This is a genomic window from Micromonospora narathiwatensis, from assembly GCF_900089605.1.
GTDB lineage: Bacteria > Actinomycetota > Actinomycetes > Mycobacteriales > Micromonosporaceae > Micromonospora > Micromonospora narathiwatensis.
Window position 1 is genome coordinate 4,246,751 of the sequence record NZ_LT594324.1, and the last position, 13,098, is coordinate 4,259,848.

General features: G+C 72.8%; 10 protein-coding genes. 4 read left to right on the top strand and 6 right to left on the bottom strand.

Annotation, left to right across the window (positions count from 1 at the left end):
• Window positions 1-143 precede the first annotated feature (143 nt).
• The 6 genes from GA0070621_RS18235 to GA0070621_RS18260 form a co-directional block, all read right to left on the bottom strand.
• Window positions 144-1,370, bottom strand: coding sequence for an arginase family protein (locus GA0070621_RS18235; protein WP_167667037.1), 1,227 nt, complete (start codon window positions 1,368-1,370; stop codon window positions 144-146).
• Between the two features lie 66 nt (window positions 1,371-1,436).
• Complete coding sequence (locus GA0070621_RS18240) at window positions 1,437-2,342, bottom strand: tetratricopeptide repeat protein (protein WP_091197403.1); 906 nt, start codon at window positions 2,340-2,342, stop codon at window positions 1,437-1,439.
• 138 nt (window positions 2,343-2,480) lie between these two features.
• A complete protein-coding gene (locus GA0070621_RS18245; protein WP_091197405.1) occupies window positions 2,481-4,169 on the bottom strand; it encodes an acyl-CoA mutase large subunit family protein in 1,689 nt (562 codons plus the stop codon).
• A gap of 96 nt (window positions 4,170-4,265) precedes the next feature.
• Window positions 4,266-4,679 carry an Asp23/Gls24 family envelope stress response protein gene (locus GA0070621_RS18250; protein WP_091202589.1) on the bottom strand — a complete coding sequence of 138 codons (414 nt, stop codon included), beginning with the start codon at window positions 4,677-4,679 and terminating at the stop codon, window positions 4,266-4,268.
• Window positions 4,680-4,764: 85 nt separating this feature from the next.
• A complete protein-coding gene (meaB, locus tag GA0070621_RS18255) occupies window positions 4,765-5,700 on the bottom strand; it encodes a methylmalonyl Co-A mutase-associated GTPase MeaB (protein ID WP_231921073.1) in 936 nt (311 codons plus the stop codon).
• A 59-nt stretch (window positions 5,701-5,759) separates the two neighbouring features.
• Window positions 5,760-6,938: an acetyl-CoA C-acetyltransferase gene (locus GA0070621_RS18260; protein WP_091197412.1), complete on the bottom strand. Its 1,179-nt coding sequence runs from the start codon at window positions 6,936-6,938 to the stop codon at window positions 5,760-5,762.
• Between the two features lie 61 nt (window positions 6,939-6,999).
• On the opposite strand from GA0070621_RS18260, the gene mce reads away from it, so the two are divergent.
• From mce to GA0070621_RS18280, 4 genes are all read left to right on the top strand, one after another.
• The gene (gene mce / locus GA0070621_RS18265) at window positions 7,000-7,476 is read left to right on the top strand and encodes a methylmalonyl-CoA epimerase (RefSeq protein WP_091197414.1); all 477 of its coding nucleotides are present in this window, start codon (window positions 7,000-7,002) and stop codon (window positions 7,474-7,476) included.
• Window positions 7,477-7,713: 237 nt separating this feature from the next.
• Window positions 7,714-9,069 carry a crotonyl-CoA carboxylase/reductase gene (gene ccrA / locus GA0070621_RS18270; protein WP_091197417.1) on the top strand — a complete coding sequence of 452 codons (1,356 nt, stop codon included), beginning with the start codon at window positions 7,714-7,716 and terminating at the stop codon, window positions 9,067-9,069.
• A 309-nt stretch (window positions 9,070-9,378) separates the two neighbouring features.
• Window positions 9,379-10,629 (top strand): DivIVA domain-containing protein, encoded by a 1,251-nt coding sequence (locus GA0070621_RS18275; RefSeq protein WP_091197420.1) that lies wholly within the window; start codon window positions 9,379-9,381, stop codon window positions 10,627-10,629.
• 168 nt (window positions 10,630-10,797) lie between these two features.
• Window positions 10,798-13,020: a coiled-coil domain-containing protein gene (locus GA0070621_RS18280; protein ID WP_091197422.1), complete on the top strand. Its 2,223-nt coding sequence runs from the start codon at window positions 10,798-10,800 to the stop codon at window positions 13,018-13,020.
• Window positions 13,021-13,098 lie beyond the last annotated feature (78 nt).

Genomic DNA, 13,098 nt, shown 5'->3' on the forward strand with positions numbered 1-13,098 from the left:
GCGCGGCGTTGCACGACACCGCCCCCGCTCAAGATCACGCTCGATCCGGAAGCAGTGGCCTCGACGCCGGCCGGAGGCCACTGGATCCTGGATCGAGCGGGATCATCCAGCGGCATGATCGGCGCTCACGGTGCCGGGTCCGCTCAGGCGCTGTCGAGGCCGGGCAGTGGCGGCCCGGCGGCCGGCGGCATCGACCCGTCCTCGGGGGCGAGCACCCGACGCAGCAGCGCCGGGCCCCCGGGGATCGCCTCCGGGCCGGCGGTCGTCGGCTCGGCCGCACCGGAGTCGGGCGAGCCGAGGCCGGTGGACCCGGTCGGCGCGGGACCGATCGGCTCCACGGCAACCGCGGGTGCCGGGCTGGCCGCCGGAGCCGCCAGCATCGGACGCTCCACGGTGCGGTTGCCGCCGCGCCGGGGTGCCGGCGTGGGCGGCAGCAGCCGGGGCGGCAGCGCGCTCGGCGCCGAGACCGGGGCCAGGCCGGACACCACGGTGTTGACGATCTCGCTGGCGTACGTCCCGTCCGGGTCGTAGTCGGGGTCGAAGACGGTCAGCTCGACACCGAGACAGTGCGGGGTGTCCACCAGCCCGGAGAGCAGGATCTCCAACTCGGCGAAGGCGATCCCGCCCGGGTCGGGCGCGTCCACGGCGGGCATCACCGCCGGGTCGAGCACGTCCACGTCGATGTGCACCCAGTAGCCGGCGCAGTCCGCCAGCTGTTCGTGCGCCCACTGGGCGGTCCGGGCCGCGCCCTCGGCCCGCAGGGCCGGCACCGGCCGGGTGGTGATCCCGGCGGCCTGGAGGTCGAGCCGGTACTCGTCCTGCGCCCGGATGCCGAGCACCACCACGTCGATGTCCCGGAAGTACGGGCGGCGCCCCTCGATGGCGGCCAGGTCCGCCTGCCCCCGGCCGGTGACCAGGGCCAGGTCCTCGCCCGCCGCCGCGCCCACGTACGAGGCGTTGCCGGGGTGCCGGAAGTCGGAGTGCCCGTCGACGAAGACCAGCCCGATCCGGCCGCCGACCGCCTCGCCGAGCCGGTGCATGGCCAGCGCCGAGCCGAGCAGCACCGAGCAGTCCCCGCCGAGCACCAGCGGGAACTCGCCCCGATCGATGATCGCGCCGATCCGGTCGGCCAGCGCCAACGAGTACGTGGAGATCTCCGGGGCGTGGCAGACCCCGTCGCCGGGCCGCCAGTCGCCGGGGTCGTACCGGGGCGGGGTGAGGCAGCCGGCGTCGCGGGCCCGCAACCGGGCGAGCAGGTCGTGGTCGCGCAGCGCGCCGGGTGCCTTGCCGCAGCCGGGGACCGAGGTGACGGTGGGCGGACGCAGTCCGAGGTTTGTCGGCGCGTCGAGGACGGCGATCCGGCGCATCATGGGCTCCCGTCCTCGGCGGTCGGGCGGGCCGGCCGGTACGCCGGCCCGCGCTGGCGTGCTACGAACTCAGAACAGGGCGCTGGCCAGGGCCCGTCGGGCCGATGCCACGGCGGGGTCCTCCGGACCGGCGATGGTGAAGAGGCCGACCAGGTGCTGGCGTACCTTCTCCCGGTCGTCGCCGGCGGTCCGGCGAACCAGGCCGACCAGGCGCTGGTAGGCCTGCTCGGCCAGGCCGCTGAGCACCTCGACATCGGCGGCCAGCAGCTGGGCGTCGACGTCGTCGGGCGCGTTCGCCGCGGCGGTGAGCACCGCCTGCGGGTCGACGCCGGCCACCCGGCGGGCCAGCCCGACCTGGGCCAGCCCCGCCTCCGCCACCGCGTCCGTCGGGGACTCGGCCAGGATCTTCCGGTACGCCCGTTCGGCCGCGTCCAGGTCGCCGCTCATCAGGGCGTCGTCCGCCTCGTCGAGGCGGGGATCCTCCGGCTCGGCGACGCTGACGCCACCGGCCTTCAGCACGGCCTGGATCCACTGGCGCAGCTGGGCCTCCGGCACCACCCCGGAGAAGGCGTCGATCGGCTGCCCGCCGACGATCGCGTAGACCATCGGGATGCCCTGCACCCGGAACATCTGGGCGATCCGCGGGTTGGCGTCCACGTCCACCTTGGCCAGCACCCACGCGCCGCCGCCCTCGACCGCCAGCCGTTCCAGCACCGGCGAGAGCTGCTTGCACGGCTCGCACCACTCGGCCCAGAAGTCCACGATCACCGGGGTGGTCAGCGAACGTTCGAGGACCTCGGACTGGAAGGTCGCCTCGGTCACGTCGATGACGCTGACCCCGCCGACGGCGCCGCCGGGCGCACCGGCGGGCGGGCCGGCCTTGACCGGGGCGGGGGTGGTTGCGGCGCTGCGCAGCGCGCTGAGGTCGACCGCGCCGCGGGTGAAGATCGACGGGGTGATCCGTGGGTCGCTCATGGTTGTCTAGTCTCGCACGTGTCCTGCGGAACTCAGATCAACCGCGACGGCGACAGTTGCAACTGTCACGCCTGGTCGGACGCGCGGAAGGGGTCTCTTCCCAACGCCTCGCGTCGGGAAGAGACCCCTTCCTGACACTCAGAAGCGGGCGGGCTCGCGGTAGACGCCCCACTCGGCGCGCAGCGCGTCGCAGATCTCGCCCAGGGTGGCCTCGGCACGGACCGCGTCCAGCATCGCCGGGATCATGTTCTCGCCGGTCCGGCTGACCTCGACCATGTGCTGCACGGCGGCCCTGACCGCGGCGTCGTCGCGGCCGGCCTTACGTTCGGCGAGCACCCGGCGCTGCTCCAGCTCCACCTCGTGCGAGATGCGCAGGATCTCCAGGTCCTTGGCGACGGTGCCGGTGTGGCAGTTGACACCGACGATCCTCTTGTCGCCCTTCTCCAGCGCCTGCTGGTAGGCGAAGGCGGACTCGGCGATGTGCCCGGTGAACCAGCCGTCCTCGATGCCGCGCAGGATGCCCGAGGTCATCGGGCCGATCTTGTGCGGGCCGTCGCCGCCGAGCTGCCGGATCCGGGCGAAGATCTCCTCCGCCTCGGCCTCGATCCGGTCGGTGAGCGCCTCGACGTACCAGGCGCCACCGAGCGGGTCGGCCACGTTGGTCACCCCGGTCTCCTCCATCAGCACCTGCTGGGTACGCAGGGCGATCTCGGCCGACTCGTCGGTGGGCAGCGCGAGGGTCTCGTCGAGGGCGTTGGTGTGCAGCGAGTTGGTGCCGCCGAGCACCGCGGCCAGGGCCTCCACGGCGGTCCGTACCACGTTGTTGACCGGCTGCTGGGCGGTCAGCGAGACCCCGGCGGTCTGGGTGTGGAACTTCAGCCAGAGCGCCTTCTCGCTGGTGGCGCCGTAGACGTCGCGCAGCCAGCGGGCCCAGATCCGGCGGGCGGCCCGGAACTTGGCGATCTCCTCGAAGAAGTCCACGTGCGAGTCGAAGAAGAAGCTCAGCCCCGGCGCGAAGACGTTGACGTCCAGGCCGCGGGAGAGGCCCAGCTCGACGTAGCCGAACCCGTCGGCCAAGGTGTACGCCAGCTCCTGCGCGGCGGTCGCCCCGGCCTCCCGGATGTGGTAGCCGGAGACCGACAGCGGCTTGTACTTCGGGATCTCCCGGGCGCAGTACGCCATCAGGTCGCCGATCAGGCGCAGGTGCGGCTCCGGGTCGAAGAGCCACTCCTTCTGCGCGATGTACTCCTTGAAGATGTCCGTCTGGAGCGTGCCGTCCAGGGTGGACAGGTCGGCGCCCTGCCGCTCGGCGGCGACCAGGTACATGCAGAAGACCGGCACGGCCGGGCCGGAGATGGTCATCGAGGTGGTCACGCCGGCCAGGTCGATGCCGCCGAAGAGCACCTCCATGTCGGCGGCGGAGTCGATGGCCACGCCGCAGTGACCGACCTCGCCCAGCGACTGCGGGTCGTCGGAGTCGCGCCCCATCAGGGTCGGCATGTCGAAGGCGACGGAGAGGCCGCCGCCACCGGCGCCGAGGATCATCTTGTAGCGCTCGTTGGTCTGCTGTGCGTTGCCGAAGCCGGCGAACTGCCGGATGGTCCAGGTCCGCCCGCGGTAACCGGTCGGGTAGAGGCCCCGGGTGTACGGGAACTCACCCGGCCAGCCGATCCGCTCGAACCCGGGGTAGGGCACACCCTCCGGCGGGCCGTACACCGGGTCCACGGCCATCCCGGAGAGCGTGGTGAAGTCCGCGTCCCGCTTGCGGGCGGCGTCGTAGCGGGCCTGCCAGCGGGCCCGACCGGCGGCGATCTCGTCGGCGTCCATGCGCGGAGCTCCTCCTCGAGTCCTCAACTGAAGACCGAGTGTAGAACGGTTGCCTGAACGATCGCTAAGGATGTGGGTACCGGCCGGTAACCTGCCTCAGGCCGACGGCGCCACCGGGCCACCCAGGGCCACGTCGTCGACCCGGATGTTGATCTCGTCGACCCGCAGCCCGTACGCCTCGACCGCCGACGTCACCGCCGAGCGGACCGCGTCGGTCACCTCGGGCACCGGCCGACCGCCGTCGATCACGATGACCAGGTTCACCACCGCCGCGCCGTTGGTGACGTGCGCGGAGCAGCCCCGCCGGGCGTCACCGACCTGATCCAGCCCGACCTTGTCCAGCACCGCGTTGAAGAAGCGGGCCACGTCGCCGCCGAGGTCGGCCACCCCCGGTACGGACCGGGTGGCGGCCACCGCGATCTTCTCCACCACCTCGTCGGAGACGTGCGTCGCGCCGCCCGCCACCGCGTCCGGCAGCACCGACAACTCCTGGGTCGCCTCGTCAGCCATGCTCCACCCGCCCCATTCGTCCAGCCCCACGACCGCCATGAGGCGGTGCGAGCGTACTAGTTGGGCGGAGTCCGGAGTGGACCCGTCAGGCGCCCAGTTGGGCCAGCAGGTCGGCGGCGGCGGCGTACGGGTCGATCGCGCCCTCGGCCACCTTGGCGGCGAGGGTCGGCAGTTGCGTACCGTCGCGCAGCGAACCGATCCGGTCCCGGAGGGTGCCGAGCGCGATCGCCTCGACCTCGGCGGCGGCCCGTGCCTCCCGGCGGCGGCGCAGCTCGCCGTGTCGCTCCAGCCAGTCGCGGTGCTTGTCGATCGCGGCGGCGATGTCGTCGATCCCCTCGCCACGCGCGGCGATGGACCGGACCACCTGCGGCCGCCACTCCCCCGGCCCGCGCTCGCCCAGCGCGATCATGCCCTGGATGTCGCGGACGGTGGCGTCGGCGCCGTCCCGGTCGGCCTTGTTGACCACGAAGACGTCGGCGATCTCCAGAATGCCGGCCTTGACCGCCTGGATGGCGTCGCCCATGCCCGGGGCGAGCAGCACCAGCGTGGTGTCGGCCAGCGAGGCCACCTCGACCTCGGCCTGCCCGACACCGACGGTCTCCACCAGCACCACGTCGCAGCCGGCGCCCTCCAGCACCCGGACCGCCTGCGGCGTGGCCGCGGAGAGCCCGCCGAGGTGGCCGCGACTGGACATCGAGCGGATGTACACGCCGGGGTCGGTGGCGTGGTCCTGCATCCGGACCCGGTCGCCGAGGATCGCCCCGCCGGTGAACGGGCTGGACGGGTCGATGGCCAGCACGCCGACCCGGTGGCCGCGCGCCCGCAGCGCCCGGACCAGCTCGTTGGTGGTGGTCGACTTGCCCACCCCCGGCGAGCCGGTCAACCCGACCACCTGGGCGTGCCCGGCGTACGGCGCGAGGGCCGCCGCGACCTGCGGCAGCACCTCGTCGCCGGACTCCACCAGGGTGATCAGGCGGGCCACCGCGCGGGGGTCACCCGCGCGGGCCCGTTCCACCAGCATCGGTACGTCCCGGCTGCGGCGCACCGACGCGGTGACCGTGGCCGGGGTGTTCTTTTCGCTCACGGGACGTGGATGATCAGCGCGTCGCCCTGGCCACCGCCGCCGCAGAGCGCGGCCGCGCCGGTGCCGCCGCCCCGCCGCTTGAGTTCCATGGCCAGGGTGAGCACCAGCCGGGCGCCGGACATGCCGATCGGGTGCCCGAGCGCGATGGCACCGCCGTTGACGTTGACCTTGTCGGGGCTGATACCCAGATCCCGGGTGGACTGGATGCCGACCGCCGCGAACGCCTCGTTGATCTCGATCAGGTCGAGGTCGGAGACGCTCAGGCCGGCCTTCTTGAGCGCGTGGTTGATGGCGTTGGACGGCTGCGAGTGCAGGGAGTTGTCCGGGCCGGCCACGTTGCCGTGCGCGCCGACCTCGGCGAGCCAGGTCAGCCCCAGCTCCTTGGCCTTGGCCTTGCTCATCACGACCACGGCGGCGGCGCCGTCGGAGATCGGCGAGGAACTGCCGGCGGTGATGGTGCCGTCCTTGGTGAAGGCCGGGCGGAGCTTGGCCAGCGACTCGGTCGTGGTGTCCGGCCGGATGCCCTCGTCCTCGCTGATCACCAGGGGGTCACCCTTGCGCTGCGGGATGATCACCGGGGTGATCTCGTCGGCGAAGTGGCCGTTCTTCTGGGCGGCGGCGGCGCGCTGGTGGCTGGCGGCGGCGAAGGAGTCCTGCTCCTCGCGGGTGATGCCGTGCCGCGCCCCGTGCCGCTCGGTCGACTCACCCATCGAGCAGCAGTCCCAGGCGTCGGTGAGGCCGTCGAGGGCCATGTGGTCCTTGATCGTCACGTCGCCGTACTTGTAGCCGGAGCGCTGGCCGAGCAGCAGGTGTGGGGCGTTGGTCATCGACTCCATCCCACCGGCCACCACGACGTCGAACTCGCCGGCCCGGATGAGCTGGTCGGCCAGGGCGATCGCATCCAGGCCGGAGAGGCAGACCTTGTTGATGGTCAGCGCCGGGGTGGACATCGGGATGCCCGCCTCGACCGCCGCCTGGCGGGCCGGGATCTGGCCCGCGCCGGCCTGGAGCACCTGGCCCATGATCACGTACTGCACCTGGTCGGGGGCGACGCCGGCGCGCTCCAGCGCCGCCTTGATCGCGATGCCACCGAGCCTGGTCGCGGGGAGGTCCTTGAGGTTGCCCAGCAGGCGCCCCATCGGGGTCCGAGCGCCGCTGACGATCACCGAAGCCATGCCTGCCTCCGAGGGGGTGCCGACCTGTACGCCTTAACGAATGTTCGGTCAGACTAGCGCCATGGCTGAGAACTCCCCCGCCGAGCCCGCTGCCGACTACGTCACAGACATCGGGCTGCGCCGGATCGACCACGTCGGGATCGCCGTGGCCGACCTGGACGCGGCGATCGACTTCTACCAGCGCACCTTCGGGATGCGCTGCGTGCACACCGAGACCAACACCGAGCAGGGCGTACGCGAGGCGATGCTGGCGGTCGGGCCGACCACCGAGGGCGGCTGCGTGCAGCTGCTCGCCCCGCTGACGCCCGAGTCGACGATCGCGAGGTTCCTGGACCGCAACGGGCCGGGCGTGCAGCAGGTCGCGTACACCGTCGCCGACATCGACGCGGCCTGCGCGGCGCTGCGCGAGCGGGGCGTACGGCTGCTCTACGAGACCCCGAAGCGGGGCACCGCGGACTCCCGGATCAACTTCGTGCACCCGAAGGACGCCGGCGGCGTGCTGATCGAGCTGGTCGAGCCGGCCGCCGCGGGCCACTGACGCGAGCGGCGGTGCACGGTTCACCGGCCCCGCGGACACCTCCACGCATCGGCCGATGCAGTTTTTCACAGAGGACTTCCAACCCTAGCTACCGTTCAGTAACGTCCGGCCCCACAGGAACGCGACCGGAGCCGGATGTGTCGATCGCCGACATGGCGGTCCCGTCGCCCCGACGCCGACGATGGCAGCATCCGTGCCCGGGCGCGGGCGGCGGGTGCGGACGAACGGGAGGTCACCGTGCAGGACATCCTCGAAGCGATCATGGCGGCGGAGGGCTCCACGCAGCCAAAGCGGGAACTTGCCGGCCTGGCCGGCCTGCCGGTGCCGCAGAACTACCGGGGCGTGGTCGTCCGCGCCGAGGACACCCGGATGTTCGACGGCCTGGCCACCCGGGACAAGGACCCGCGCAAGGCGCTGCACCTCCAGGAGGTGCCCACCCCGGAACTCGGCCCGGGCGAGGCGCTGGTCGCGGTGATGGCCAGCGCGATCAACTACAACACGGTCTGGACCAGCATCTTCGAGCCGCTGCCGACGTTCCGGTTCCTCCAGCGGTACGGCCGGGTCTCCGCGCTGGCCCGCCGGCACGACCTGCCGTACCACGTGGTGGGGTCGGACGCGGCCGGCGTGGTGCTGCGGACCGGGCCGGGGGTGACCCGGTGGAAGGTCGGCGACGAGGTGGTCGCGCACTGCCTGTCGGTGGAGCTGGAGGACGCGGCCGGGCACGACGACACGATGCTCGACCCGCAGCAGCGGATCTGGGGCTTCGAGACCAACTTCGGCGGCCTGGCCGAACTCGCCGTGGTCAAGGCCAACCAGCTCATGCCCAAGCCGCGCCATCTGAGCTGGGAGGAGGCGGCCAGCCCGGGGCTGGTCAACTCCACCGCGTACCGGCAGTTGGTGTCGCACCACGGGGCGAACATGAAGCAGGGCGACGTGGTGCTGATGTGGGGCGCCTCCGGCGGCCTGGGCAGCTACGCCACCCAGATGGCACTGGGTGGCGGGGCGATCCCGGTCTGCGTGGTCTCCTCGCCGGAGAAGGCTGAGCTGTGCCGGAGGATGGGCGCCGAGCTGGTCATCGACCGGGCCGCGGAAGGCTTCCGGTTCTGGAGGGACGAGGAGACGCAGGACCCGGACGAGTGGCGCCGCTTCGGCGAGCGGATCCGCGAGCTGACCGGCGGCGAGGACCCGGACATCGTCTTCGAGCACCCCGGCCGGGAGACCTTCGGCGCCAGCGTCTACGTCGCCAAGCGCGGCGGCACCATCGTCACCTGCGCCTCCACCAGCGGCTTCCAGCACCAGTACGACAACCGCTACCTCTGGATGCACCTCAAGCGGATCGTCGGCAGCCACTTCGCCAACTACCACGAGGCGTGGCAGGCCAACCGCCTGGTGGCCCTCGGCAAGGTCCACCCGACCGTGTCCCGGACCTATCCGCTGCACCAGACCGGCCAGGCCGCGTACGAGGTGCACCGCAACGCGCACCAGGGCAAGGTCGGGGTGCGCTGCCTCGCCCCGGCCGACGGGCTGGGCGTCCGGGACCTCGAGCTGCGCGCCCGGCACGAGACCGCGATCAACCGGTTCCGCGGCCACTGACCCGGCTGCCCGACGAGCCGACCCGCCGCCGCCGTACGGCCGATCCCGGCCCGCCCGCGGAGGCGAGCGGACATTCCCCTTTTCCGCTCCCGGGACGCCATTTGATTGACGCCGGACAAAGGGGCCGCGGGCCGTCTCCCGCGACACCTTTGTCGGCCACCGCACGTCCTGCCCGGCACGCCCGGGACCTGCCAAGATCGCCTTTTGGTCCGGGCTCCCTCCCGGGCCGGAAGATGACCATGTAAAGAGGACGCGAAAGCTGCGTACCGCTCTTGCGAAGCACCCTGGGGGGTCTGCCAGTATGTCCCAATGCCCCAGCAGCAGTCCTCCCCTCTAGCGTTCTTCGACAACGCGAACTCCCAGCCAGATTTCACCGTCGGCCTGCGCGGCTACAACACCAACCAGGTCGACGACTTCATCGGTCGGCTGACCGCCGCGCTGAGCCAGTCCGAGCAGGCCCGGGCCGAGGCCGAGCAGCGGATGAACGACGCCCAGCGCCGGCTCCGGCAGGCCGAGCAGCGCCAGAGCGCGCTGGAGCAGAAGCTCACCGAGACCAACAAGCAGCTCGAGGAGAACAGCCGGCCGACGCTCTCCGGCCTGGGCACCCGGGTCGAGCAGATCCTCCGGCTGGCCGAGGAGCAGGCCAACGACCACCGCAACGAGGCCAAGCGCGAGTCGGAGGGCATCCTCTCCGCCGCCCGCCTCGAGGCGCGGGAGATCACCGACAAGGCGCGTGCCGAGGCGGCGGCGATGAAGGCCACCGCCGAGCGGGAGGCCGGCAGCGTCCGTACCGCCGCCGAGCGGGAGGCCGCGGAGGTCCGGGTGCAGGCCCGCCGCGAGGCGGACACCCTGCGCGCCGACGCCGAGCGGGAGACCAAGCAGCTGCGTACGGTCACCGCGCACGAGGTGGCCGAGCTGAAGTCCACCGTCGAGCGTGAGGTCGCCACCCTGCGGGCCACCGCCGAGCGGGAGATCACCCAGCAGCGGGCGAAGGCCGCCCGGGAGGCCGAGGAGAAGCGCGCCGAGGCGACCAAGCTGCTGACCGACGCGCGGGACAAGCGCGACAAGGACCTCCAGGCCCTGGAGCTCCAGCTCGCCGAGCGGCGGGAGAAGGCCGAGCGCGAGGAGTCGGAGCGGCACGCCGCCCAGGTCGCGCAGACCCAGAAGCTGGTCGGCGAGGCCGAGCACCGGGCCCGCGCGGCCCAGGACCGGGCCAAGGAGATCGAGCAGCGGGCCGAGGCCCGTCGGGTCGAGTCCGAGCGCACCGCCACCGAGACGGTGGACAAGGCCAAGGCGCTGGCCGACAAGACGCTGAACGAGGCGAGGGCCGAGGCGCAGCGCCTGCTCAGCGAGGCGCGCACCGAGGCGGAGCTGACCACGCAGGCGGCCCGCCGCGAGGTCGAGGACCTCACCCGGCAGAAGGACGCCGTCACCTCCCAGCTCGGGCAGATGCTCTCCGGCCTCGCCGGCATCGTCCCCGGCGTACCGGCGGGCGGCAAGTCGGACGGGGCCAAGGCCGACGGCTCCGACGGAAAGGTCGCGACCGAGTCGGCGAAGTAGGGACCACCCGCGACGGGGCATGAGTCACGGCGCGGGGTGACACCGGGTAACCGGCGTCACCCCGCGCCGTCATGCTTTTCCCGCCCGTTTCGACACCTCCGTGAAGTAGGTCCCAACAGGGGCGTCCGTATCGCCCCAGCAGAGCCGGATGCGTGTGAGGATGGGGGCATGTCGCACGGCGAGGAACTGTTCGCTCTCGGCGGGGACGTGACCACGGAGCCCAGCTTCGAGTCCGCGCTGCGGGGGTACGAGAAACGACAGGTCGACCGGTACGTCGCTCGCGCGGAGCACGAGATCACAGCGCTGACAGCGGAGCGGGAACAGGCGTACACCCAGATCCACAAGCTGGCTGGCCAGGTGGAGGTGCTGCAACGCGACCTCGCCCAGGTGCGCAAGCAGGTGGGCGTGGTGGACCGGGCGTCGTTCCGGCATCTCGGTCCCCGGGTCGAGCAGATCCTCACCATGGCCGAGGAGCAGGCGGACGACATCCTCGCCGCCGCCAACGAGGAGATCGAGGCCCGCCGCGCCGCCGCCGAGCACATCATCGAGGAGGCCCGGGAGCAGTCCGCCCAGGCACTCAAGGACTTCGAGATCGCCCTCGCCGCACGCCGGGCCGAGGAGGAGCGGCACACCACCGCCCGCAAGGCGGAGGCGGACGCCGCCCTGAAGGCCGCCAAGGACGAGGCCGAGAAGCTGCGCCGGAACGCCCAGGAGACGCTGGCCAAGGCGCAGCAGGAGGCCACCCAGCTCCGGGACACCGCCAAGGAGATCCACACCCGCGCCCAGCAGGAGTCCACCCGGCTGCGCGAGACCGCCAAGGAGGCGCTGGCGAAGGCCCAGCAGGAGGCCACCCAGCTCCGGGAGGCGGCCAAGGAGGTGCACGCCAAGTCGCAGCAGGAGGCCAAGCGCCTGACCGAGGCCGCGACCGAGGCCGGCCGGGCCACCCACGCCAAGGCCCGCGCCGAGGCCAAGAAGATCGTCGACGACGCGGAGGAGGCGGCGAAGGCGACCCGGGGGCGGGCGCGGACCGAGGCGAACCGGCTCACCGCCGAGGCCGCCGAGGCCGGCAAGCGCAGCCGGGCCGAGATCGACGCGTACGTCGAGCAGAAGCGGACCGAAACCGAGGCGTACGTCCAGCAGAAGCGGACCGAAACCGAGGCGTACGTCGAGCAGAAGCGCAGCGAGACCGACACGTACGCCCAGCAGAAGCGGACCGAGACCGACACGTACGCCCAGCAGAAGCGGACCGAGACCGAGTCGTACGCCCAGCAGGCCCGCGCCCAGACGCAGCAGGAGCTGGGCGCCTGGCGGGCCGGGGTGGAGAAGGAGGTCAACGCCCGGCGGGACGCGGCCGACAAGGAGTTCGCCAAGCGCCGGGCCGCCGCCGAGCAGGAGTACGCCAAGAGCCGCGACGAGCTCGAAAAGCAGCACAAGAAGCGGCAGGACGAGCTGGAGAAGACGTACACCGCCCGGCGTAACGAGATCGAGCAGGGTGCCGCCGCGATCCGCCAGGCGGCCGAGCAGGACGCGCTCACCATGCGCCGGCGGGCCGAGGAGGAGTCCGCCGAGCTGCTCCGCCAGGCCGAGACGGCCGCCACCGACAAGCGCCGCAAGGCCGACGAGCACGTCGCCGCCTCCCGCCGCCAGTTCGAGGAGTACGCGGCCACCACCCAGCAGCACCTGGCCACCACCCAGCAGCACCTCGCCGCCACCCAACAGGAGGTGGCCGCCGGCCGGCAGCAGCTCGCCCACGTGATGCTGGAGATCGCCAATGCCCAGCAGGAGCTGGCCGACCTGCGGACCGAGACCTGGAAGTCCCGCCAGGAGTCCGACGACCTCCAGCGCCAGGTGGCCGAGCTGCGGCTGACGGCAGCCGCCGCCTCGCCGAGTCTCGCCGCCACCCCGGTCGACCCGGACCGGCTGCCCGCCACGCCCGGCGGCGACGCCGGTTCGGCGGCGGTCAGCACGGACCCGGTGACCGCCAAGGGCACCACCGCGGTCACTCCCACCGGCGGCGAGCCGGCCCCGGCCGCGACCAAGGAGCCAGCCGCCGCCAAGCAGCCGGCCGGAGCCACGGCGCCGGCCGGGGTGACGGAGCCGGCCGGGGTGACGGAGCCGGCGTCGACCACGGAGCCCGGGGCGGCGAAGGAGCCGGCGAACGAGGCCGGCAGCGCACGGCCGGTCGCCGAGCCGGTGACCACCGTGGACGGCGGCACCGCCACCGCCGGGGTGGACGGCGAGCCCACCGTGGCCGCCGTGCCCGGCGAGGCCGGCCGGGGCGCCACTCCCACGAAGATCACCAGCACCGGCGAGAACGGCAAGCGCCCGACCAAGCCGACCACCGACGAGCGCAGCGCCAAACCGAGCACGGTCACCGTCGAGAAGGACTGATCCCGGGGCGGCCCCGCCACGGCCGCTCCCGGCCGTGGCGATCCGCCCCGTACGCCGTGCCGGGGCCGGATCGCGATG